We start from the raw sequence: 21,975 nt of genomic DNA on the forward strand, positions 1-21,975 counted from the left end.
GCCGCCGTCCGCACTGCCGTCCGCACGGCCGTCCGCGCGGCCGTGGCATGATCCCTCCTCATGGAGCTCCTGGGCACGCTGTTCGTCTCGCTCGCCATCCTGGTGATGATCCTGCTGCTGGCGACGGCGGCCCAACGCCTGCTCGGGGTCAGGTTCGGCGCGTTACGCACCTTCCTGGCCGCGATGGTGGCCTGGGGCCTGGCCCAGCCGATGCTGACGCCGGTGATCGCCTCGTTCGGGCCGGTCGACCCGCAGACCACGCCCGACGCGGGCGCGCTCGGGCTGCTGCTCCTGATCGCCATGTGCATGGTGCTCATCCCCATGGTGATCCTGGTGCTGGCCGAGGCGCTGGTCCCGCCGGGCTCGGTGCCGGGGCCGCTGGAGGTGCTGCGCTCGCTGCGCGGCCGGATCCGCCGGGCCCGGCGCTACTCGCAGATCACCAGGATCGCGTTCCGGCACGGCCTCGGCCCCTACCTGCGGGGCCGCGGCGAGAGCCTGGAGGACAGGTCGGGCAAGGTGCGCCTGGCCAGGTCGCTGCGCCAGGCGCTCGACGACGGCGGCGTCACCTTCGTCAAGCTCGGTCAGGTGCTGTCCACCCGGCGCGACCTGCTGCCGGCCGAGTTCATCGACGAGCTGGGCCGCCTGCAGGACCACGTCGCCCCCGCGCCGTGGGAGCGCATCGAGCCGGTGCTCGCCGCCGAGTTGGGCGGGCCGGTCGAGGAGGTGTTCGCCGCCTTCGACCGGACGCCGCTGGCCGCCGCCTCCATCGGCCAGGCCCACACCGCCCGCCTGCACACCGGCGAGGACGTCGTGGTCAAGGTGCGCAGGCCGGGCATCGAGGGCGTGGTGGCCCAGGACCTCGACATCGTCCGCCGGCTGGCCGCCACGCTGGAGTCCAGGACCCGGTGGGGGCGTTCGCTGGGGCTGCGCGACCTGGCCGAGGGGTTCGCCGTCGCCATCCGCGAGGAGCTGGACTTCCGCGTCGAGGCCGCCAACATGGCCGCCGTGGCCGCCTCCGGCAGCGGCGGCGTCACCTACCCCGAGCCGTTCCCCGCCCTCTGCACCGAGCAGGTGCTGGTCATGCGGCGCCTGTCGGGCGGGCCGGTCACCGCGGCCGCCCCCGGGCAGGGGCCCGCGCTGGCCCGCGACCTGCTCGACTGCCTGCTCCGGCAGATCCTCGTCGAGGGCGTCTTCCACGCCGACCCCCACCCGGGCAACCTCATGCTGCTCGACGACGGCACGCTCGGCCTGCTCGACTTCGGCTCGGTCGGCCGCCTGGACGGCTCCGTCCGCTCGGCCCTGCAGCGTTTCCTGCTCGCGATGAACCGGCAGGACCCGCTCGGCGTCACCGACGCGCTGCTGGAGGTCGTCCCGCGGCCGGAGGAGATCGACGAGGCGGCGCTGGAGCGGGCGCTCGGCCAGTTCATGGCCAGGCACCTCGGGCCCGGCATGGACAGCGTGCAGATGTTCACCGACCTGTTCAAGATCGTCTCGACGTACGGGCTGTCCGTGCCGCCCGAGGTGGCCGCCGTGTTCCGGGCCCTGGCCACGCTGGAGGGCACGCTGGTGCGCCTGTCGCCCGGATTCAACCTGATCGGCGAGGCCCGCGCTTTCGCCGGGCGCTACCTGGCCGAGCGGGCCGGGCCGGAGTCCGTCAAGGAGGCCGTGGGGCAGGAGCTGGCCGCGCTGCTGCCGATGCTGCGCCGCCTGCCGCGCCGGGTCGAGCGCATCGCCAGCGCCGCCGAGCACGGCAGGTTCAGCCTGAACGTCCGGCTGCTGGCCGACGACCGCGACCGCCGCTACGTCACCGGGCTGGTCCACCAGGTGCTGCTCACCGTGCTCGGCGCCACGGCCGGGCTCATGGCCGTGCTGCTGCTCGGCATCGAGGGCGGGCCCGTCGTGGTCGGCACGACGAGCCTGTACCAGCTCCTCGGCTACAACCTGCTGGTGATCGCCTCCATCATGGTGCTCCGGGTGCTCGCGCTGATCTTCCGCCGCCCGCCTGACCAGGAGCGTCACCGGCGCTGAGGCGAAGACTGAGCTGCTTTTGACCTCGGGCTGGTCTTGGACATCCGAGGCATCGGGAAGTTTCCAGGTGACACCGGAACGCCTGGGGAGCAGTAGGTGAAAATCATCGGGATCGCCGCCAGTCTCCACGCGGGGTCTTTCATCAACAGATTGCTGGACGCAGCGGGCGGCGAACTGCCGGAAGGCGTACGGTTCGAGATCTGGACGGGGATGGGCGACGTCCCGCCGTACCAGCCGGGCAAGGTGCCGGTGGCGGCCAGGGAACTGCTCGGGCTGGTCGCCGGGGCCGACGCGGTGCTGCTGACGGCTCCCGAGCACAGCCTGCTGCCGCCGGAGCTGACGTACACGCTGGAATGGCTCTCGGCCGGCGACGTGCTGTCCGGCAAGCACGTGGCGGTGATGAGCGCCAGCGCGCGGGCGTGCGGCGCGATGTGGGCGCAGGCGGAGCTCTACAAGCAGCTCCAGGGCGCGGACGCGGTCGTGATGGGCGCCGAGCTGGTCATCTCGCCGGCCTGCCCGCACTTCGACGACGACGGCCACCTCACCGACCCCGTGCTGCGCGGCCAGGTGCGCGCGGTGATCGGGCAGCTCTGCCCGGCGGGCGTCAGGGAACCGGCGTTCTCGCTGTGATCCTGAGCCGGCTCAGTGGGGGTCGCGGCGCAGGCGCTTGACGTCGGAACGGTGCTTCTTGCCCGCGATGCGCCGCTCGACGGCGCCCCGGCTGGGCTTGGTCGGGCGGCGGCGCTTGGGCGGCGGCGCGACGGCCTCCCGGACGCGCTGGGCCAGCCGGTGACCGGCGGCCTCCCTGTTGCGCAGCTGGGACCGGTACTCCGAGGCCACGACGGTGATCGTGGCGGCGCCCAGCCGGTCGAGCGCGCGGGCCTTGAGCGCGGGCGGGATCGCCGTGCTCGCGGCCACGTCGAAGATCAGCTCCACTCGGCTGTCGGTGGTGTTGACGCCCTGGCCGCCCGGACCTGAGGAACGGGAGAAACGCCAGACGAGCTCGGCGTCGGGGATGACGATCGAGTCGTTCACGACCAGCGGGCCGGGCATGGCGGGAGCTCCTGTTCCGGGGGAATGCGTCTTGCTCAGATGAGTGTCACCGTATATGAGCGACATATGCCGTCCGCAACGGCATTTTCAATCACTGCCCTCGCTGCGAATATGGAGAGAACATTTCGCGGGAAGGGCACATTCCATGGACCCGAAGTGGGTCGCGCAGGCGGCGCTGACCGTTGGGCTCGCCGTGGTCTCCGCCGTCGTCTTCCTGCTGCTGAGGTGCCAGGGGAAGGGGCGGCCCTTCGGACCCGCCGGGCGGCGGCTCGCGGTCGCCGTCAGCCTGCTCACCGGCGGCCTGTCCGCCGGCGCCGCGCTGGCCGGGCACGCGCTGCTGAGCGACTCGCTGGCCACCGTCCTGGGCGCGGCCGCGCCGAGCGGACTGTGGCTCGGCCAGATGCGCGCCAGGCAGGACGAGCGGCGCTCGCTGGCCCGGGAGGCGGCCACGTTCTGGCTGGTGTCGCTGCTGGCCCGGCTCGATCAGGCGATGGCCGAGGACGAGCGCGTCTGGTGCGAGAAGCGGGTGGACCCGTCCTGGAACGTCTACGAGCTGAGCCTGGCCGCGGCCCGCTACCACGAGCGCATCCGCGAGCGGCTGTCGGCCGACGACCGGCGGCGCGAACGGGTGCACGCCCGCCTGGACGCCGTCGAACGCCGGCTGGACGTGGCCGCCCTGATCGAGGACGGCGCCGCCCGCTCGAAGGTGGCCACCGCGCTCACCCTCTCCCGCCACACCAGGATCCCCAGGTACGAGCGCTACCTCGGCAACCTCAACCGGCTGCACGGCGTGCTGCGGCACGACGCGGAGAACGACGTGCTGCGCCTGCTGGCCGCGGCCTACCGGGCCGGCTACCGCTCGCTGCCGGCGTACGTGCCGCCGTCACGGGCCTGCGGCGGCGAGCACGGCGAGCACATCGCCCGCGCCCGCTGACCGGGAATGACGGCCGGCGCTCAGGTCAGGGCGGTGGGGGAGCCCTCGGCGTCGCCGAGCGTGAGCTCCAGGCGGGCGCCCAGCGCGTCGACGACCGCGCCGAGCGTGCGCAGCGTCAGGTTCTCGTCGCCGGAGAGTATCTGGCTCACCCGGCCGGGCGAGACGCCCAGCGACGCGGCCAGATCGGCGCGGGTGATCTTGTGTTCCCGCATGTACCACGTGATCTCGTCGACGACCTCTTGGGCGAGACCGCCCACCTCGTCACGGGGGTTCCGGCGAAAGGCCATGTCGGTCTCGCTCTCGACGCTGTCCGTCCTCGTGACTCCACTTTAGCTCTACCTAAACCTTTAGGCAAGACTAAACTCGGGCGGCTCTTGACGGGCGGGGACCGGCGGCGTATGCCAATATCCGCGGGAAGACCGAGCGGTCAGGGGGAGGCGCTGTGACGGCCATCGTGGGCGTGCACGGGATCGGCAAGTACAACTACTACCTGGAGGCCGGCGGGTCGGCCGCCGGGGCCGCCACGGCCATGCGGCTCAAGTGGGACCGCTACCTGCACGCGGCGCTCGGCGGTGAGACGGCCGCCTACTTCAGCGAGGTCGCCTACTTCTCCCACCTGCTGCGCGACCCCAAGCCCGGGGAGAGCTCCAAGCAGGCGGCGGCGCGCGTCGAGGCCGCCACCCAGCAGGTGCTCGTCGAATGGGCCAAGGACCTCGGGCTCGGCGAGCACGTCACCGGCGCGCTCAAGTCGTTCACCGGATGGCTGCTCGGCAAGCTCGACAGCAGGTCGGCGGCGTTCGCCAAGCTGTTCGCGCCCGAGGTCGCGGTCTACCTGACCGACCAGGAGCGGCGCGAGCGGTGCCGGCAGGCCGTGGCCGACGCCATCCGCAGGAACCGGCCGCGGGTGGTGATCGCCCACTCGCTCGGCAGCGTCGTGGCCTACGAGGCCCTGTGGGCCAACCCCGACCTGCCCGTGGACCTGCTCCTGACGCTCGGCAGCCCGCTCGGCATGCGCAACGTCGTCTTCGAGCGCCTCCTGCCCGCCCCCGTCAACGGCCTCGGCGAACGCCCCAAGAACGTCGCCCGCTGGGTGAACATCGCCGACAAGGACGACATCGCCGCCATCCCGCCCGCCCTGCGCGCCAGCTTCACCGGCGTGGACGTCGAGGAACTGGTCAACCTCGACTGGATCGACTTCCACACGGCCGAGAAATACCTGGGCTGCCCGGCGCTCGACCCGCATCTGCGACCATTCCTTGCATGACGTGGATTGTGTTCGACTACGGCAACGTCCTGTCCCTGCCGCAGCCCGCGGCCGACGCCGAGGCCATGGCGCTGGCCGTCGGCGTGGAGCCCGAGGCGTTCCTGCGCCGCTACTGGGAGCACCGCCTGGAGTTCGACCGGGCCAGCCTGAGCCCCGTCGCCTACTGGTCGGCCGTGCTGGGCCGGGCCGCCACCCCGTCCGAGGTCGCCCGCCTGGTGGCCATGGACGTCGCGAGCTGGGCCTACCCCGACGAGGGCACGGTCGCCGTCCTCGGTGAGATCCTCGACGCGGGCGACGGCGTGGCGCTGCTGTCCAACGCGCCCGTCTGCATCGCCGACGGCCTCGACGAGTTGCCCTGGATCGCCGCCATCGGCCACCGCTTCTACAGCGGCAGGATGGGCCTGGTCAAACCCGACCGGGAGATCTTCGACGAGGTCGCCCGCGAGCTGGCCGCCGACCCGTCCGAGATCGTCTTCATCGACGACCGGGCCGAGAACGTCGAGGGGGCCGAGCGCGCGGGCATGACCGGCGTGCTGTTCACCAGCGCCGCCGCGCTCCGCAAGTCCCTGCGCGAGCTGCCCCGCTGACCGCCCGCCGGCTCCCCGCCGGCCTCCCGCCGGGCGACCGGCGCTGTTCACCCACGCTTGACTCCGCTGTCATGACGGGGCCACGACGGGGTCAGCGCGGGCGGACATACCTGGAGCGTGGACCGCAGAACGTTCCTGACAGCGGCGGCAGCCGGCCTCGTCGCGCCCCGCGCCGTCACCCCGCCCGCCTCCGCCACGACACTGAGATCCGACCCGTTCACCCTCGGCGTGGCCTCCGGCGACCCCTCCGCCGACGGCTTCGTCCTGTGGACCCGGCTGGCCGTCGACCCGCTCGGCGGCGACGGCCGCGGCGGCATGCCCGCCCGCGACGTCGAGGTCGACTGGCAGGTCGCCACCGACGAGCGGTTCTCCTCGGTCGTCCGGTCGGGCACCGTGACCGCCCGGCCGCGCGACGCCCACAGCGTGCACGTCGAGCTGGACGGGCTGGAGCCCGGCCGCGACTACTTCTACCGGTTCAGGAGCCAGGGCAGGCTCTCGCCCGCCGCCCGCACCCGGACGACGCCCGCCGGGGAGAGCCCGCTCACCTTCGCCGTGGCCGCCTGTGCCCACTACGAGCACGGCTACTACACCGCCTACCGCCGCCTGGCCGAGCAGGAGCCCGACCTGGTCGTCTTCCTCGGCGACTACATGTACGAGTACGGCCCCAGCGGCTACACTGCCCTGGCCGGACGGGTGCGCACGCACACGCCGGGCAAGTGCGCCACCCTCGCCGACTACCGGCTGCGGCACGCCCAGTACAAGAGCGACCACGACCTGCAGGCCGCGCACGCGGTCGCGCCCTGGCTGGTGGCCTTCGACGACCACGAGGTGGAGAACAACTGGGCCGGCCCCGTCTCCAGCACCGGCGCGCCCGGTTTCGCCCGCCGCCGCGCCGACGCCTTCCGCGCGTACTACGAGAACATGCCGCTGCGCCGCGCCAGCCTCCAGGGGGCGGTGCTGCGCATCAACCGGCGCGTCTCCTGGGGGACGCTGGCCCGCTTCCACCTGCTGGACACCCGCCAGTTCCGCGACGACCAGGCCTGCCTGGACGGGGTGCGGGCCGGCTGCGACGAACGGCTGTCCGACGGGCGCACGCTGCTCGGGTCCGCCCAGTGGCGGTGGCTGGAGGAGGGGCTGAGCGGGTCCGGCGCCCGGTGGAACCTGCTGGGCCAGCAGATCCTGATGGCCCAGCGCGACTACAAGACCGGGCCCGGCCGCGAGGTGAACCTCGACTCCTGGGACGGCTACGCCGCCGAGCGCACCCGCCTGCTCGGGTCGCTGTCGGGCACCTTGAACCCCGTCGTCCTGACCGGGGACGCGCACATGCACCACCTGGCCGACCTCAAGACCGACTTCGACGACCCGGACTCGCCGGTGGTGGCCAGGGAGCTGGTGACGTCGTCGATCGCCAGCGACGGCGACGGCTATCGGGACCGCACCTGGATCGCCGAGGCCCTGCAGGAGAACCCGCACATCTCCTACATCGACCAGCGGCGCGGCTACCTCATGGCGCGGCTGACCCGGGACGAGCTGTCGGTGGACTTCCGCACGCTCGACTACATCTCCCGGCGCGGCGCGCGGGCCCGCACCGCCCACCGGCTCACGATCCCGGCCGAACCGCCCCGCTCGGCCGCCGGCCGGGCCGCACCCCGCCATGGTTGAGGGACGGCGGGGTGCGCAGTCTTCGTCGACCGGGGACCTGCGGGAGCGCGGTCCTCGTCGGCCGGGGACCTGCGGGAGCGCGGTCCTCGTTCGCTGAAGGTTCGCTGGGAGCGGGCTGAGGGCCGGCTGGGAGGCGCGGGCGGGTGGTCAGGCGCCGGGCCAGGTCCCGTCGGGGAACTCGCCGGTGGTGGTGCCGGACATGACGACCTGGTCGCGTTCGTCCAGACCTGAGGTGATCTGGACGTACTGGTCGCCGCGGACGCCGGTGCCGACCACCTTGGCGGCGTCGTGCCCGCCCGCGCGCACGGTGACCACCTGGGCGCCGTCGGAACGGCTGCGGACGGCGGCGGCCGGGACGTAGATCGCGTCCTTGGCCTCGGCGGTCGTCACCGACACCGTGGCGGTCTGGCCGAGCATGAGCCCGGCGGGCGGCTCGTCGAAGGCCAGGGTGACGGAGTAGCGGACCAGCCGGTCCTCGACGGTGGCGGTCGGGGCGATCGCGGTGACCGTGCCGCCGTGGCGCTCGCCAGGGCGGGTGGCGAGGGTGATGGCGGCCTGCTGGCCGAGTTTCAGCCGGTTGACATCGGACTCGGTGACCATGGCCTGGACCTGGAGCTCGTTCAGGTTGCCGAGGCTGATGAAGGTGCCGGTGCCGGCCGTGTCGCCGACCCGGCCCGCCACCGACAGGACGGTGCCGGAGGTGGGGGCCACGATGCGGGTGGCGCGCACGGCGTCGGCGGCCTCCTCCAGGGCGGCTTCGGCGCGGTCCACGTTCGCGGCGGCCTGGTCCTCGGTGATCCCGCCCCTGGCGGCGCCGTCCTTGGGGGTGGTGGCGGTCCTGGTGGTGCCTCGCGAGGTCGTGCCGGGGGAGCAGGAGCCGGTGGGACGGGCGGAGGCCGTGGCGTGCGGCCTGGCGGTGGTCCTGGCGGTTGGGGACGGGGGCGCGGTGGTCGAGGGCCTGGCCGTGGCGGACGGCTCGGGGGTGGACGGGCCGCCCGGCGCGGAGGTTTCGCCGGGGTTCGACGGTGTGCCGGGAGTGGAGGTGTGGCCGCCTCCAGGAGTGCCTCCGCCGGGAGTGCCGCCGCCGGGCGGGGTCGCCGTCACGGTCACCGTGGCCGTCACTGTGGCGGTCGCGGTGACCGTCACGGTGGGCTGGGGCTCGGAGGGCTCGTGAGTGGGGGTGGGGCGCGCGGTCGGGGGCCTGCTGTGGGCCGGGGAGGCGTCCGAGGGCCGCGTGGAGGCGGGGGTGACGGCCTTGCTCGCCTTGGCGGCGGGGGCGTCGGTAGGCGTGGCGGTGGCGGGGGGAGTGGTCGCGGGCGGGCCGGCCGGGCCGACGACGCCTTCGCCCGCCGAACCTCCCCCGACGGCCGCGCCAGGGCCGCCCGCCGCACCCGGAACGGCGGCACCGGGAGTGGCGCCGGGAGTGGCGGCGGTGGTGTCCGGGGCCGGAGAGGTGGCGGGGCCCGTGCCGCCGGTGGTCGAGGTGGGCCTCGCAGTGACCGGCGGCGTGGGCTTCGAAGAGGCCGACGGGGTGCGGCAGGCGGCGGCGTTCGGCGTGTCCTGGTCGGCGGTGCTCCCCGTGGTTCCGGTGCCGGTGGGTTCGGTTGGGGTGGTGGTGGCGGTGGTGAGGGCTTCTTGGGCGGCGGAGAGGTCGGCCTTGGCGGCTGCGTACGCCTCGCGGGCGGCCCGCCCGTCGATCCTGGCCAGCACCTGGCCCTTGGTCACCTTGGTCCCGACCTTGACGTACACCTTGGTCACCGGGCCGGACGAGCCGAACGCCAGGTCACGGCGGGCCCCGTCCACGGTGTTCCCGGCGGCGCTGACCAGGGCCGTGACCGGGCCCCGCTGGGCGGCGGCGAGCCGTACCCGGACGGCGGGCGGGTCGTCGTCGCGGAGTGCCAGCGCCAGGCCCGACCCGGCGACGAGCACGGCCAGGGCGAGCCCGCCCAGCGCGAAAGTCGGTCTCATGGCGGCCCATCCTGGCCGACCAGCTTCACGGCAGCCTGCGAGCAGCCTGAGAGTTCGCTGTGTGACCCCGCCCTGGCCCGGGTTGTCAGCGAACGTTCAGCTCCGTCACGGCTGCGGCGCAGGCTGGTGTGCAAGTGTCACCGGCTGTGAAGGTGTCGACAAGGCGCAGAGCGCTGATGACCAACGGAGCGCTGGGCGTGCTCCTGCTGGGCGGGGCCACGCTCGCCTACGTCCAGCTCGGCACGGACCGCGCGGCCGGCGAGACGGCCGTGCGCACGGTGACGGCGAGCCGCGGCTCGGTGTCCGCGTCGGTGTCGGCGTCGGGCGCGGTGGCCAGCTCCAGGACCAGGTCCCTGTCGTTCGGCACGAGCGGCACGGTCGAGCGCATCTACGTCAAGGCAGGGGACAAGGTCGACAAGGGCGACATCCTGGCCAGGCTGGACGACTCCGCCGCGCAGGAGAGCCTGTCGGCGGCCAAGGCCACGTACCAGAGCGCGATCGACGAGGGCACCGGCACGGCCGCGCTCTACGCCTCCTACGTCAAGGCGCGCAACGCCTACCGCGAGGCCGAGCGCACGGTCGCGGCCACCGTCCTGCGGGCCCCGTTCAAGGGCACGGTCACGGCGGTGAACGGATCCGTCGGCGGCACCGCCTCCGGCTCGGGCGGAAACCAGAGCCAGTCCCAGTCCCAGGGCCAGACCCAGAGCAGCGGCAACGGCAACAACACGGGCGGGTTCGTCGACCTGGCCGACACCGGACGGCTCCAGCTCGTGGGCACCTTCACCGAGTCCGACGTCGGCAAGCTCGAACAGGGCCAGAAGGCCACCGTCACCTTCGACGCCCTGCCGGGGGTGACCGCCGACGGCAAGGTCACCCAGATCCAGCCGGTCGCCTCCACCAGCAACAACGTCGTCCAGTACCCGGTCACGGTCACCTTCACCAAGGTGCCCGCCAAGGTCAGGCTGGGCCAGACCGCCACCGTCGAGGTCGTCGTCGGCCGGGCGGAGAACGTCGTCACCGTCCCCTCCACGGCGGTCTCCACCAGCGGCGGCCAGACCACGGTCACCCTGCTCAGGGACGGCCGCCAGGTCAGGACCCAGGTCGAGGTCGGCGTCCGGGGCACGGCGCTCACCGAGATCAGGTCGGGGGTGTCCGAGGGCGACCAGCTCGTGCCGCCCGCGACCGGCACGCAGGGCACCAGCCAGCGCGGCGGGTTCGGCGGCGGCTTCCCGGGCGGCGGCGGCATGCCGGGCGGCGGGCGATGACGGCCCCCGCCACCGCGACGGCGGCCCCCGTCCTGCGGGTGAGGGACCTGGTCAAGGAGTACGGCGAGGGCGACGCCAAGGTCCACGCCCTGCGCGGCGTCAGCCTGGACGTCGAGCGCGGCGACTACGTCGCCATCATGGGCGCCTCCGGCTCCGGCAAGTCCACCCTGATGAACATCCTCGGCTGCCTCGACGTCCCCACCTCCGGCACGTACCAGATCGACGGCGCGGACGTGGGACGGCTGGCCGAGCACCAGCTCGCGGTCCTGCGCAACCGCAGGGTGGGGTTCGTCTTCCAGTCCTTCAACCTGATCCCGCGCATGAGCGCGCTGGCCAACGTCGAGCTGCCGCTGGTGTACGGCGGCGTCGGCCCGGCCGAGCGGCGCTCGCGCGCCCTGGCCGCGCTGGAGCAGGTGGGGCTGACCGACCGGGTGCGGCACGAGCCGAACCAGCTGTCCGGCGGCCAGCAGCAGCGCGTGGCCGTGGCCAGGGCGCTGGTCACCGCGCCCGCGCTGCTGCTGGCCGACGAGCCCACCGGCAACCTGGACACCGCCTCCACCCGCGACGTGCTGCAGATCCTCGACCGGCTCAGCGCGTCCGGGCGCACGATCGTGCTCATCACCCACGAGGACGACGTGGCCGCGCACGCCAAACGGGTGATCCGGCTGGTGGACGGCGAGATCGTGGAGGACCGCCGCCAGGCGCCGGTCGACGGACCACCCCCGAGGACGGCGGCCAGTGAACCAGCTTGAGATCCTCCGCTTCGCGCTGCGCGGCCTGCTGGCCAACAAGATGCGCAGCGCCCTGACCACGCTGGGCATCCTCATCGGCGTCGCCGCGGTCATCCTGCTGGTGGCGGTCGGCGAGGGCTCCTCGCAGAGCATCCAGAAGAACATCCAGCGCCTCGGCGCCAACACGCTGACGATCTCCTCGTCCTTCTCGGGCGGTGGCGGCGGGGGCGGCTTCGGCGGGCGCGCCCCGGGCGGTGGCGGCGGCAACACCGGGCCGCGCACGCAGGCCAGGCAGCTCAGCCTGGCCGACGCCAAGGCGCTCACCGACCGGACGCTCGCGCCGTCGGTCAGGTCCGTCTCGCCGGTGGTCGGCGCGAACTCCGCCACCGCCGCGTACGGCGCCGCCAGCCACACGATCGCGCAGTTCGTCGGCACCTACCCCAGCTACTTCGAGGCCATGAACAAGCCGGTGGCCGAGGGCACGTACTTCTTCAACGACGACGTGCTGGCCGCCAGGAAGGTCGTGGTGCTCGGCCGGACGGTGGTGGAAGAGCTGTTCGGCGCGGTGGACCCGATCGGCCGGCAGGTCAGCGTGTCCGGGGTGCCGTTCACGGTGGTCGGGGTGCTCAAGGAGAGCGGCTCCACCGGCATGCAGGACGCCGACGACGTGGCCGTGGCGCCGCTGCCCGCCGTGCAGCAGAGCCTGAGCGGGTTCGGCTCGCTGGACTCGATCGTCGTGCAGGCCACCGGGGCCGAGGCCACCACGGCGGCGCAGTCGGAGGTGACCGCCGTCCTCAACCAGCGGCACGGCATCACCGACGGCAACCCCGACTACCGGATACTCAACCAGGCCACCCTGCAGGAGACGGTGAGCGAGGCCACCGGCACGTTCACCGTGCTGCTCGGGGCGGTGGCGGCGATCTCGCTGCTGGTGGGCGGCATCGGCATCACCAACATCATGCTGGTCACCGTGACCGAGCGGACCCGGGAGATCGGCATCCGCAAGGCGATCGGCGCGCCGCGCGGCGCGATCCTGGGCCAGTTCCTGATGGAGGCCACCCTGCTCAGCCTGGTCGGCGGGCTGCTCGGGGTGCTGGTGGCCTTCGTCGGCACCCGGTTCACCGTGGCCGGCATCGAGCCGGTCCTCGTGCCGTCGTCCGTCGCGCTGGCGCTCGGCGTGTCGGTGGGGATCGGGCTGTTCTTCGGCAGTTATCCCGCCAACAGGGCGGCCAAGCTCCGGCCGATCCAGGCCCTGCGGCACGAGTAGGCGGCATGAGTAAGGAGACAGACATGGACCGGCTCGACTCCTCGCCCTTCCCCGACGACCTGGGGGAGGAGCTCGCCGTCCGGCCACGCGGGGGCGTCTCGAAGCTGACGCTCGGGCTGGCCGCCGGGGTGCTGCTGGTGGCGGGCGTGCTCATCGGGATCCAGGCGGGCAAGCTGTTCGGCACGTCCGACGCCGCGCCGTCCGCCGCGCAGCTCCGGCGTTCGGACGGCCAGTTCCCCGCCGGCGGCTACGGCCAGCGCGGCAACGGCGCCCAGAACGGCGCCCAGAACGGCGCCCAGAACGGCGCCCAGAACGGCGGGTTCGGGCAGCGCATGGGCGGCGGCACGGTCGGCACCGTCGAGAAGGTCGACGGCGACAAGATCTACGTCAGGACCATGGACGGCGCCACGGTGACGGTCACCACCAGCGACCAGACCACGGTCCAGATCTCCAGGCCCGGCAAGGTCGCCGACCTGGCGGCCGGCACCACGGTCGTGGTGCGCGGACAGCAGTCCGGGGACGGCTCGGTCACCGCGACCGCGATCACCCAGGGCGCCCAGGGCATGCCGGGAGGGGGCCCGCGATGAACCAGCCCGAGGCCAGGCTGCTGGTGGTCGACGACGAGCCCAACATCAGGGAGCTGTTCTCGGCCGGCCTGCGCATGGCCGGGTTCGAGGTGCTGACCGCCGCCGACGGGCGGGAGGCGCTGCGGGTGGCTGAGGAGAGCACGCCCGACCTGGTGATGCTCGACGTGATGCTGCCCGACATCGACGGCCTGGCGGTCGCGGGAAGGCTGCGGTCCCGCGGCCGCCGGGTCCCGGTGCTGTTCGTGACCGCCAAGGACACGCCGGAGGACCGGATCACCGGCCTCGGGCTCGGCGAGGACTACGTGACCAAGCCGTTCAGCCTGGAGGAGGTCATCGCCCGGATCCGGGCGGTGCTGCGCAGGACCCGCAGGGGCGCGCCGCCGCCCCACCGGCTGAGCGTCGCCGACCTGGAGCTGGACGAGGAGAGCCACGAGGTCTGGCGCGACGGCGTCCCGGTGCGGCTGTCGCCGACGGAGTTCCGGCTGCTGCGCTACTTCATGCTGAACGTCGGCCGGGTGCTGTCCAAGACGCAGATCCTCGACCACGTCTGGAACGGCGACTGGCGCACCGACGTGGGCCTGGTGGAGTCGTACGTGTCGTACCTGCGGCGCAAGATCGACACCGGCGACCGGAAGTACCTGCACACGCTGCGCGGGGTCGGCTACATCCTGCGCCCGCCGCGCCTATGAGGAAGCACCTCGCCCGCGCCCCGCTCTGGCTGCGCCTGGTCTCGGCCACGCTGCTGCTGGTCACGCTCGCCATCACGGTCACCGGCCTGTTCGCCGTGCGGCTGCTGCGCGGATACCTGGTCGAGCGGGTGGACCGGCAGCTGGTGGCGGCCGCCGCGCCGCGCGACCTGCCGCCGCCGCCCGAGGCGTGGCCGGCCGGGCGGCAGCCGCAGCGGTTCTTCGGGCTGTTCCACTCGGTGCTGGTGGACGCGGGCGGCGCCACCGTACGGGTGATGAGCGAGTCCACCGAGGAGCACACGCCCAGGCTGCCCCGGCTGACCGGCGCGGACGTCGCCGCGCGCGGCGGGCGGCCGTTCACCGTCGAGTCCCGTGCGGCCGGCGGGCCGGACTGGCGGGTGGTCGCCGTCCCGGGCCGCGACGGCGTCAGCCGGGTGATCGCCATCAGCCTCGGCGACGTCGAGGGCACGGTGGCCCGGCTCGCCCTCATCGTGGCCTTCGCCGGCGGCGGCACGCTGGCCGTGCTGGGCGTCGCCTGCTACTGGCTGGTACGGCGGAGCCTGCGCCCGCTGCGCGAGATCGGCCGCACCGCCAAGGACATCGCGGGCGGCGACCTGTCGCGCCGGGTGCCGATGTGGGCGAGCACCACCGAGGTCGGCAAGCTGGGCCGCTCGCTCAACGGCATGCTCGCCCAGATCGAGTCGGCGGTGCGCGAGCGGGAGGCGGCGGCGGAGTCGGCGCGCGAGTCGGCGACGGCGGCGCGGCGTTCGGAGGAGGTCATGCGCCGGTTCATGGCCGACGCCTCGCACGAGCTGCGCACGCCGCTCACCTCGATCAGGGGGTTCGCCGAGCTGTTCCGGCTGGGGAAGGAGAAGGACCTGGCCGAGGCCGAGCGGCTGCTGAGCCGGATCGAGGGGCAGGCCGCGCGCATGGGCCTGCTGGTGGAGGACATGCTGCTGCTGGCCAGGCTGGACCAGCGGCGGGAGCTGGCGCGGCGGCCGGTGGACCTGCTCAGCCTGGCCGCGACCGCCGTGATCGACGCCCAGACGCTCGCCCCCGACCGGCGGATCGAGCTGGTCCGCCTGGACGGCGGCGAGGGCGAGGTGCTGGTGACCGGCGACGAGTCGCGGCTCGGCCAGGTGGTCGGGAACCTGGTGAGCAACGCGCTGCAGCACACGCCGCCCGGGACGCCGTTCGAGGTGCGCGTCGGGGTGGACGGCGAGCGGGCCGTGATGGAGGTGGCCGACGAGGGCCCGGGGTTCCCGCCGGCGGTGGCCGAGCGGGTGTTCGAGCGGTTCTACCGGGCCGATCCGGCGCGCGGGGTGGGCGGGGCCGGGCTGGGGCTGTCGATCGCGGCGACGCTGGTGGAGGCGCACGGCGGCGTCATCATGGCCGAGGGGGAGCCGGGCCGGGGCGCCCTGTTCCGCGTGCTCCTGCCGCCCGCCGGCAGCCCGGCGGGCGCTCAGCCGAAGGTGTAGCCGTACAGGCCGGTGCCCTGGGAGACCTGGCGGAGGCGGCCCAGGCGCAGGCCCGTCTCGCGGACGCCGGGGGCGAACATGACCAGGCCCTGGTCGGGGGCGGCGACCAGGAGCCCGTCCAGGGGGCGGCCGGCGGTCAGCGCGCGGTAGCGGCCGCCGCCGCCGGGCAGCGTGGCCAGCGCGGCGCCGAAGTCGCGGCCCCTGCCCTTGACCAGCAGGTTCCCCTTCCGGGTCAGGCCGCCCGACGCGCGCCCCTGGAGCACCTGGACGGCGTGCTCGCCGGGCACGCCGATGGCCAGCTCGTTGTTGCCGTCGCCGGTGAAGTCGCCGGCGGCCAGGGCCGCGCCGAACCGGTCGTAGTAGCGCGGCTCGCCCTTCAGCGAGCGTTGCGACCACGCCTCGCTGCCGTGGGTGCGCAGGCCGGCGCGCGAGCCGTACAGGACGTCCACGGTGCCGTCGCCGTAGTCCATGGCCCGCTGGTTCTCGCTGAGGCCCTCGCCGGGGACGCCGATCGCCAGGTCGTCGCGGCCGTCGCCGTTGAAGTCGCCGGTGGCCAGGGCCGCGCCGAAGGCGTCCCACTTCTCCGCAGCGCCGGCGATCCCCGGCGAGCTCTGCGTGAGCAGCCGGGCCCGGCGGGCGCGCGGGTCCAGCACGGTCACTGACCCCTGGCCGTCCAGGCGCACGCTGTCGGCGGGCGCGCCGACGGCCAGCTCGTCGCGGCCGTCGCCGTCGAAGTCGCCGGCCGCCAGCGCCGCGCCCCACTGGTCGGTGACGTTCGCCGGCTGCCGCACCCACGACGTCTTCTGGGTGATCTGGTACGCCTTGCGGCCCTTCAGCCCGTAGACGGTGACCGCGCCGCCGGAGGCGTGGCTCGGCGAGCCCACGGCCAGCTCGTCGCGGCCGTCGCCGTCGAAGTCGCCCGCCGCCAGCGCGGCGCCGAACCGGTCGCTGCCCCGCCGGACCGGGGCCAGTTCCTCGCCGGCGACCAGCCCGGCGGGGGAGCCGTCGAAGATCTGCACGACCCCGTTGCCGTCCGCGCCGGGGACCCGCTTGCCGGCGAACTCCTCCGACACCCCGACCGCCAGGTCGGCGCAGCGGTCGCCGTCGAAGTCGCCGACGGCCAGCGCCGAGCCGAAGGCGTCCCCGGGTTCGGCGCCGGGCTGGGTGAGCCTGACGGTCCGGCCGGAGCCGTACATGACGGTCACCGAACCGGCCCTGGAGTCGTCGTAGGGAGCGGCGACGGCGATGTCGGCGCGGCCGTCGCCGTCGAAGTCGAGAGGGTGCCCGCCGCATCCGGGTGCGGCGGCGGGTGCGGCACCGGACACGAGGGGAGCGACCAGGCAGACGGCGAGCAACGCGTTCATACCGACAGTCATCTCCGTCCAGGTCGAACCCGGACTTAACGCCACGAGAACGGGCCAGGAGGGCACGATGCACATCCGCTTCGGAAGGGACTTTCGGCCCGTCCGCCGGGGCGTGGGAGCGTGCCAGGATAGACGGGTGGACATCGACCTCGCTGATCTGGACTTCTGGCGCAAACCGCTCAAAGAGCGGAATGAGGCCTTCGCCCGGCTCCGGCAACTGGAGCACCCGGTGTTCTTCCCGGAGAAGAAGGTGCCCTTCCTCCGCTCCGGCAAGGGCTTCTACGCCCTCGTCCGGCACGCGGACGTCGTCGAGGCCAGCCGCAACGCCAAGATCTTCTCCAGCGAGCCCGCCGTCACCAACCCCGAGCCGCCGGGCTGGGTCAAGCAGGTGTTCGGCGAGTCCATGGTGAACATGGACGACCCCCGCCACGCCCGCCTGCGCCGCATCGTGACGCGCTCGTTCAGCCCGAAGATGCTGGCCGGGCTCCAGAACGACATCGAGGCCGCCTGCGCCCGCATCGTCGACGACGTCGTCAAGGAGGGCCCGCGCGACTTCGTCACGCAGGTGGCCGCCAAGCTTCCCATCCACGTCATCTGCGACATGCTCGACATCCCGCAGGAGCTGCGCGCCAAGGTCCACCAGCACGTCGACATCTCCACCGCCTACACCGGCGTGCGGCCCAGCCTGGCCCGCAGCGTCCAGATGGCCGGCCAGAACATGCTGGCCCTGCTGGCCCTGCAGCGCATGGTCATCAAGCTCGGCCACGAGCGCGTCGCCGAGCCCAAGGGCGACCTGGTCTCGCTCCTGGTCAACGCCAACCCCGACGGCGAGAAGCTGACCGACAAGGAACTGGGCTCGTTCTTCTCGCTGCTGCTGGTGGCCGGCAACGAGACCGCCCGCAACACCATGGCCCACGGCATCCGGCTGCTCACCGAGAACCCGGCCCAGCGCGAGCTGCTGACCTCCGACTTCGACGCCCACATCAACGGCGCGATCGAGGAGATGGTCCGCTACGTCTCGCCCATCATGCAGTTCCGCCGCACGGTCACCGAGGACTACACGCTGCGCGGGCTGGAGCTGAAGCAGGGCGACAAGGTCGTGCTGTTCTACGGCTCGGCCAACCGCGACGAGTCGGTCTTCCCCGACCCCGACACCTTCGACATCACCCGCGACACCAAGCCCCACGTCGGGTTCGGCGGGCCGGGCCCGCACTTCTGCCTCGGCGCCAACCTGGCCAGGCAGGAGATGCGCACGATGTTCCGGGAGTTGCTGACCCGGCTGCCCGGCGTGCGCTCGGTCGGCGAGCCCGAGCTGCTGCTGTCGAACTTCGACAACAGCGTGCGCAGTCAGGCGTTCACGTACTAGCCGTCTCCGGCTCCCCGGCCAGCACGTTCGTCCTGATGGTGAGGAACGTGACGGCCGCGGCGACGGCCATCATGGCGGCGCTGATCAGCATGGCCGCCCGGAACCCGGCGTCGAACACCGGCGGGTTCTCGAACGCGTCGCCCACCAGGCCCACCAGCGGCGGCACGGCGGCCACCGCCAGCAGGCTCCCGGTGCGGGCCACGGCGTTGTTGACGCCGCTGGCCGTGCCGGCGTAGCGCTCGTCGGCGGTGGCCAGCACCGTCGCGGTCAGCGGCGCGACGGCCGCCGACAGGCCGAGCCCGAAGACGGTCACCGCGGGCAGCACCAGCAGCGGGTAGGAGGCGTGCGGGCCGATCATGCTCATCAGCACGAACCCGGCCCCCGCCAGCAGGATCCCGATCGTCATCGGCCAGCGCGGCCCGAGCCGCCGGGCCGTCTCCCCGGCCCGCGACGACAGCAGCATCATCAGGATCGTGGTCGGCAACATCGACAGCCCGGCCGCGATCGGCGAGAACCCGGACACCACCTGGAGCTGGATCACCAGCAGGAAGAACACCACGCCCATGGCGGCGTACATGATGAGCGTGACGACGTTGACCGCCGTGAAGACGTGGTTCCTGAAGATGGCGACCGGCACCAGCGCCTGCGGCGACCTGCGCCGCTCGGTCACCACGAACGCCGCCCCGAGCAGCGCCCCCACGATCAGCGGCACCGGGGCGCCCTTCTCGATCAGCCCGTACGTGATCCCGGCCAGCGCCAGCGCGGCCAGCAGCGAGCCCAGCACGTCGAACCGCCCGGCTGCCTGCTCGTCGCGGCTCTCCGGCACGTGCCGCAGCGTCACCAGCACCACGATCAGCGCGAACGGCAGGTTGATCAGGAACGCCCACCGCCAGCCCGCCGTCTGCACCAGCCAGCCGCCCAGCAGCGGCCCGATCGCGCTGGCCACGCCGCCCAGCCCGGACCAGACGCCGACGGCCCGCGGCCGGTCCTGCCTGACGAACGACGCCTGGATGATGGCCAGCGACCCCGGGGTGAGCAGCGCGCCGCCGACGCCCTGCAACGCGCGCGCCGCCACCAGGAACTCGATGTTCGGCGACAGGCCGCACAGCGCCGAGGCCACGGCGAACCACACCGTGCCGATCAGGAAGATCTTGCGCCGCCCGTAGCGGTCGCCGAGCGAGCCGCCCAGCAGGATCAGGCCCGCCAGGGTGAGGGTGTAGGCGTTGACGGTCCACTGCAGGCCGTCCATGGCCGCGTGCAGCTCCTTGCCGAGGAACGGCAGCGCGACGTTGACCACGGTGCTGTCGAGCAGGGCCAGCCCGGAGCCGAGCACGGTCGCGCCGAGGATCCACCGCCCGCGCGCCGACTTCACCTGGATGTGACCGTTCTGTCCCATCCGACAATCTTGTCACCGTCCCGGACCGGCTCCGGCGGCCACCCCGGCGTTCGGCCCCTACGGGCGGGCGCCGAGAGCCCGGAGCACGAAACCGGACACGGCCTGCTCGGCCGTCTCGACCGTGACCTCGCCGCTGATCAGCGGCACCCGCTCGGCCCCGATGACGGCCAGCACCATCCGCGCCGTCGCGCCCACCTCGGGCACCTGGAAGTCGCCCGCCCGCACGCCGTCGTCGAGGATCTCCACCAGCACCCGCTGCATGGGCGCGACGTGCTCGGCGAGCTGCTGGTAGGCGTCGGGCCCGAGCGCCGCGCCGAGGTCGGCCGCGCCCGGGTGGGGGTGGGCGAGCAGCCCCGCGAGCTGCAGCCGGACGAAGGCCCGCAACCGGTCGGCGGGCGAGGCGTGCTCGGGCAGCTCCCGCTCGTAACTCTCGATGAAGTAGCTGGTGACGCGCTCGGTGAAGGCCAGCAGCAGCGCGGCCTTGTCGGGGAAGTAGTTGTACAGGACCGTGCGGGTGATGCCGGCCTCGTGGGCCACGTCCGTCAGGGAGATGGCGTCGATGCCCTGGGCCCTGGACAGGCGCGAGACGGCCTGCAGGATGCGGTCGCGCGTCTGGGCGCGATGCTCGCCGATCGTGGCGGCCGAGATGCGGGGCATAGGCCCATGGTAGGCCGGATCGCCGCCGGCGCACCCGGGACCGTCCCCCGGGACCCCGCGCCGCCGCGGGCCGGGCTCAGGGTTTGCGCCGGTCCGGGGCCGGCTGCCCGATGACCGCGCGCCGGGCGACGTCCCACAGGCGTTCCAGGGCGGCGAGGACGGGCGGCGACTCCGGCCCGAGCAGCCTGACCCAGGCGCCCGCCCCGTTCGGCAGCGTGCTGGCCCCGCCGGGCAGCCCGCTGCCCGCCGCCACCTCGTGCAGCGCCCCGGCCAGCTCGTCCGCGGGCACGGCGGAGGTGATCACGTACAGGGTGGACAGGACGCCGTGCTCGCCGAACATCGCCGGGCCGGTGACCGGGGCCCGCTCCGGCACGAGCCTGAGCGGGTCGGCGAACAGCAGCCGGCCGCCGGCGTCGCGGACGTCCAGGTCGGTGCAGTACGCGGTGTAGGCGTGCCGCTCGCCCCGGGCCAGCCGCCCGGCCAGCACGGTCTCCCCGAGGATCACCGTGGCCCCGGGCCCGGCGCTCACCAGGGTGCGCTGGTAGAACCGGGACCCGGCGAAGGGGATCACCGGGTCCGGCAGGTACTCCAGGTAGCCGTCCGGCCCGGCGGTGAGCGTGACGAGCTGGGTGGCGTAGTCCTGCTCCATCCGGTAGAGCTTGGTGGCCGCCTGCGTGGTGACGTGCACGGACGCGCCCGCGCCGCAGGCGACGTCGAGCCGGTGGCGGTCGCCCTGGAGCACGCCGCCGCCGGTGGACATCACCATCACGTACGGCAGGTCGGGCCGGGCCGGGTCGTAGTAGTGCGGCCGCATGATCTGCAGCGGCGCCTTCTGGAAGTGGCCGGTCAGCTCGGTGCGCCCGCCCCGCCGCTCGAACGCCAGCTCCAGCACGCCGACCTTGCCCGGGCTGCCCACCGGCAGGGTGTCGGGCACGTCGGCGTGCCGGGCCACGTCCGCCGGGACCGAGTCGATCGTGTAGTGGCCGGCGGCCAGCCGGTCTACCGGGCCGGCGAGCACGCCGGCGCCCCGCTGAGGACGAAGTCGGCCACCTCGGCCACGCCGGTGCCCCGCAGGGCGTCGGTGAGCACGACCGGCCGCCCGTCGCGGACCCGGTCGGCGTCGCGCGCCATGACCTCCAGGTCGGCCCGCACGTACGGCGCGATGTCGATCTTGTTGATGACCAGCAGGTCCGAGTCGGTGATGCCGGGGCCCCGCTTGCGCGGCATCTTGTCCCCCTCGCCGGTGTCCAGGACGAAGACGTAGACGTCGGCCAGGACGGGGCTGAAGGTGAGCGTCAGGTTGTCGCCGCCGCTCTCGAACAGCAGCGTGTCGATGTCGGGGAAGCGCTCCAGCAGCTCGGCCCCGGCGGCCAGGTTCATCGTCGGGTCGTCGCGCACGGCGGTGTGCGGGCAGGAGCCGGTCTCGACGCCCACGACCCGCTCGGGGGCCAGCAGGCCGTCCAGGGTGCGCCGGACGTGCTGGGCGTCCTCCTGGGTGTAGATGTCGTTGGTGACGACGGCCACGCTGCGCCCCCGGTCGAGCAGCACCGGCACCAGCGCCTCGATGAGGGCGGTCTTGCCGGAGCCGACCGGGCCGCCGATGCCGATCTTGAAGACGCGGTCCATGGCGGTGCCCGCCGGCACGTTCACGACGGGGTGCGGGTGGTGGTGATGCATCGGGA

21 protein-coding genes are annotated in these 21,975 nt (G+C 73.5%); 13 read left to right on the forward strand and 8 right to left on the reverse strand.

All coding sequences use genetic code 11. The features are described 5' to 3' along the window. Window positions 1-60 precede the first annotated feature (60 nt). Together ACFYYW_RS04270 and ACFYYW_RS04275 are read left to right on the forward strand one after the other, a co-directional pair. On the forward strand, window positions 61-2,028 hold the full coding sequence (locus ACFYYW_RS04270) for an ABC1 kinase family protein (protein WP_387644905.1): 1,968 nt from the start codon (window positions 61-63) through the stop codon (window positions 2,026-2,028). 96 nt (window positions 2,029-2,124) lie between these two features. Then, window positions 2,125-2,658 (forward strand): NAD(P)H-dependent oxidoreductase, encoded by a 534-nt coding sequence (locus tag ACFYYW_RS04275; RefSeq protein ID WP_352327446.1) that lies wholly within the window; start codon window positions 2,125-2,127, stop codon window positions 2,656-2,658. 12 nt (window positions 2,659-2,670) lie between these two features. Here ACFYYW_RS04275 and arfB read toward each other — a convergent pair whose 3' ends face one another. Continuing rightward, entirely contained in the window at window positions 2,671-3,081 is a 411-nt protein-coding gene (arfB, locus tag ACFYYW_RS04280) for an alternative ribosome rescue aminoacyl-tRNA hydrolase ArfB (RefSeq protein ID WP_352327447.1), read from the reverse strand. Between the two features lie 145 nt (window positions 3,082-3,226). Between arfB and ACFYYW_RS04285 the strand changes: the two genes are divergently transcribed. After that, the gene (locus ACFYYW_RS04285; RefSeq protein ID WP_387644908.1) at window positions 3,227-4,015 is read left to right on the forward strand and encodes a hypothetical protein; all 789 of its coding nucleotides are present in this window, start codon (window positions 3,227-3,229) and stop codon (window positions 4,013-4,015) included. Between the two features lie 20 nt (window positions 4,016-4,035). Here the strand turns inward: ACFYYW_RS04285 and ACFYYW_RS04290 are convergent, their stop codons facing one another. Continuing rightward, window positions 4,036-4,302, reverse strand: a complete 267-nt coding sequence (locus ACFYYW_RS04290) for a helix-turn-helix transcriptional regulator (protein WP_352327449.1) — start codon at window positions 4,300-4,302, stop codon at window positions 4,036-4,038. 155 nt (window positions 4,303-4,457) lie between these two features. Here ACFYYW_RS04290 and ACFYYW_RS04295 point away from each other — a divergent pair, with 155 nt between their 5' ends. From ACFYYW_RS04295 to ACFYYW_RS04305, 3 genes are all read left to right on the forward strand, one after another. Continuing rightward, window positions 4,458-5,279, forward strand: coding sequence for a hypothetical protein (locus ACFYYW_RS04295; RefSeq protein WP_387644910.1), 822 nt, complete (start codon window positions 4,458-4,460; stop codon window positions 5,277-5,279). Further along, entirely contained in the window at window positions 5,276-5,866 is a 591-nt protein-coding gene (locus tag ACFYYW_RS04300; protein WP_387644913.1) for an HAD family hydrolase, read from the forward strand. Before ACFYYW_RS04295 ends, ACFYYW_RS04300 begins: the two co-directional genes overlap by 4 nt. Window positions 5,867-5,983: 117 nt before the next feature. Beyond that, window positions 5,984-7,528, forward strand: a complete 1,545-nt coding sequence (locus ACFYYW_RS04305; RefSeq protein ID WP_387644916.1) for an alkaline phosphatase D family protein — start codon at window positions 5,984-5,986, stop codon at window positions 7,526-7,528. Between the two features lie 147 nt (window positions 7,529-7,675). Here the strand turns inward: ACFYYW_RS04305 and ACFYYW_RS04310 are convergent, their stop codons facing one another. Next, window positions 7,676-9,496, reverse strand: a complete 1,821-nt coding sequence (locus tag ACFYYW_RS04310; RefSeq protein WP_387644919.1) for an efflux RND transporter periplasmic adaptor subunit — start codon at window positions 9,494-9,496, stop codon at window positions 7,676-7,678. 176 nt (window positions 9,497-9,672) lie between these two features. On the opposite strand from ACFYYW_RS04310, the gene ACFYYW_RS04315 reads away from it, so the two are divergent. The 6 genes from ACFYYW_RS04315 to ACFYYW_RS04340 are packed head-to-tail and all read left to right on the forward strand — an operon-like array spanning window position 9,673 to window position 15,510. Continuing rightward, window positions 9,673-10,761, forward strand: coding sequence for an efflux RND transporter periplasmic adaptor subunit (locus tag ACFYYW_RS04315; RefSeq protein WP_387644921.1), 1,089 nt, complete (start codon window positions 9,673-9,675; stop codon window positions 10,759-10,761). Continuing rightward, window positions 10,758-11,513: an ABC transporter ATP-binding protein gene (locus ACFYYW_RS04320; protein ID WP_387644923.1), complete on the forward strand. Its 756-nt coding sequence runs from the start codon at window positions 10,758-10,760 to the stop codon at window positions 11,511-11,513. Before ACFYYW_RS04315 ends, ACFYYW_RS04320 begins: the two co-directional genes overlap by 4 nt. Then, a complete protein-coding gene (locus ACFYYW_RS04325; protein WP_387644926.1) occupies window positions 11,500-12,759 on the forward strand; it encodes an ABC transporter permease in 1,260 nt (419 codons plus the stop codon). The genes ACFYYW_RS04320 and ACFYYW_RS04325 overlap by 14 nt, the downstream gene beginning before the upstream one ends. A gap of 5 nt (window positions 12,760-12,764) precedes the next feature. Further along, window positions 12,765-13,346 (forward strand): hypothetical protein, encoded by a 582-nt coding sequence (locus tag ACFYYW_RS04330; protein WP_387644928.1) that lies wholly within the window; start codon window positions 12,765-12,767, stop codon window positions 13,344-13,346. After that, entirely contained in the window at window positions 13,343-14,035 is a 693-nt protein-coding gene (locus ACFYYW_RS04335) for a response regulator transcription factor (RefSeq protein WP_352330355.1), read from the forward strand. Before ACFYYW_RS04330 ends, ACFYYW_RS04335 begins: the two co-directional genes overlap by 4 nt. Beyond that, entirely contained in the window at window positions 14,032-15,510 is a 1,479-nt protein-coding gene (locus tag ACFYYW_RS04340; protein ID WP_387644931.1) for a sensor histidine kinase, read from the forward strand. Before ACFYYW_RS04335 ends, ACFYYW_RS04340 begins: the two co-directional genes overlap by 4 nt. Here the strand turns inward: ACFYYW_RS04340 and ACFYYW_RS04345 are convergent. After that, complete coding sequence (locus ACFYYW_RS04345) at window positions 15,495-16,874, reverse strand: FG-GAP and VCBS repeat-containing protein (RefSeq protein WP_387644933.1); 1,380 nt, start codon at window positions 16,872-16,874, stop codon at window positions 15,495-15,497. The genes ACFYYW_RS04340 and ACFYYW_RS04345 overlap by 16 nt on opposite strands. A 136-nt stretch (window positions 16,875-17,010) precedes the next feature. Here ACFYYW_RS04345 and ACFYYW_RS04350 point away from each other — a divergent pair, with 136 nt between their 5' ends. Continuing rightward, the gene (locus ACFYYW_RS04350) at window positions 17,011-18,240 is read left to right on the forward strand and encodes a cytochrome P450 (protein ID WP_387644936.1); all 1,230 of its coding nucleotides are present in this window, start codon (window positions 17,011-17,013) and stop codon (window positions 18,238-18,240) included. On the opposite strand, the gene ACFYYW_RS04355 is transcribed toward ACFYYW_RS04350, so the two are convergent. From ACFYYW_RS04355 to ureG, 4 genes are all read right to left on the reverse strand, one after another. Continuing rightward, window positions 18,230-19,636 carry an MFS transporter gene (locus ACFYYW_RS04355; protein ID WP_387644939.1) on the reverse strand — a complete coding sequence of 469 codons (1,407 nt, stop codon included), beginning with the start codon at window positions 19,634-19,636 and terminating at the stop codon, window positions 18,230-18,232. The two genes, ACFYYW_RS04350 and ACFYYW_RS04355, sit on opposite strands and share 11 nt — an antisense overlap. A 57-nt stretch (window positions 19,637-19,693) precedes the next feature. Then, window positions 19,694-20,293, reverse strand: a complete 600-nt coding sequence (locus ACFYYW_RS04360; RefSeq protein WP_352330623.1) for a TetR/AcrR family transcriptional regulator — start codon at window positions 20,291-20,293, stop codon at window positions 19,694-19,696. 76 nt (window positions 20,294-20,369) lie between these two features. After that, window positions 20,370-21,311, reverse strand: coding sequence for an urease accessory protein UreD (locus tag ACFYYW_RS04365; RefSeq protein WP_387644941.1), 942 nt, complete (start codon window positions 21,309-21,311; stop codon window positions 20,370-20,372). Further along, window positions 21,293-21,970, reverse strand: a complete 678-nt coding sequence (gene ureG / locus ACFYYW_RS04370; RefSeq protein WP_387644944.1) for an urease accessory protein UreG — start codon at window positions 21,968-21,970, stop codon at window positions 21,293-21,295. The genes ACFYYW_RS04365 and ureG overlap by 19 nt, the downstream gene beginning before the upstream one ends. Between the last annotated feature and the right edge of the window lie 5 nt (window positions 21,971-21,975).

Source organism: Nonomuraea sp. NPDC001831 (genome assembly GCF_042892035.1).
Classification (GTDB): domain Bacteria; phylum Actinomycetota; class Actinomycetes; order Streptosporangiales; family Streptosporangiaceae; genus Nonomuraea.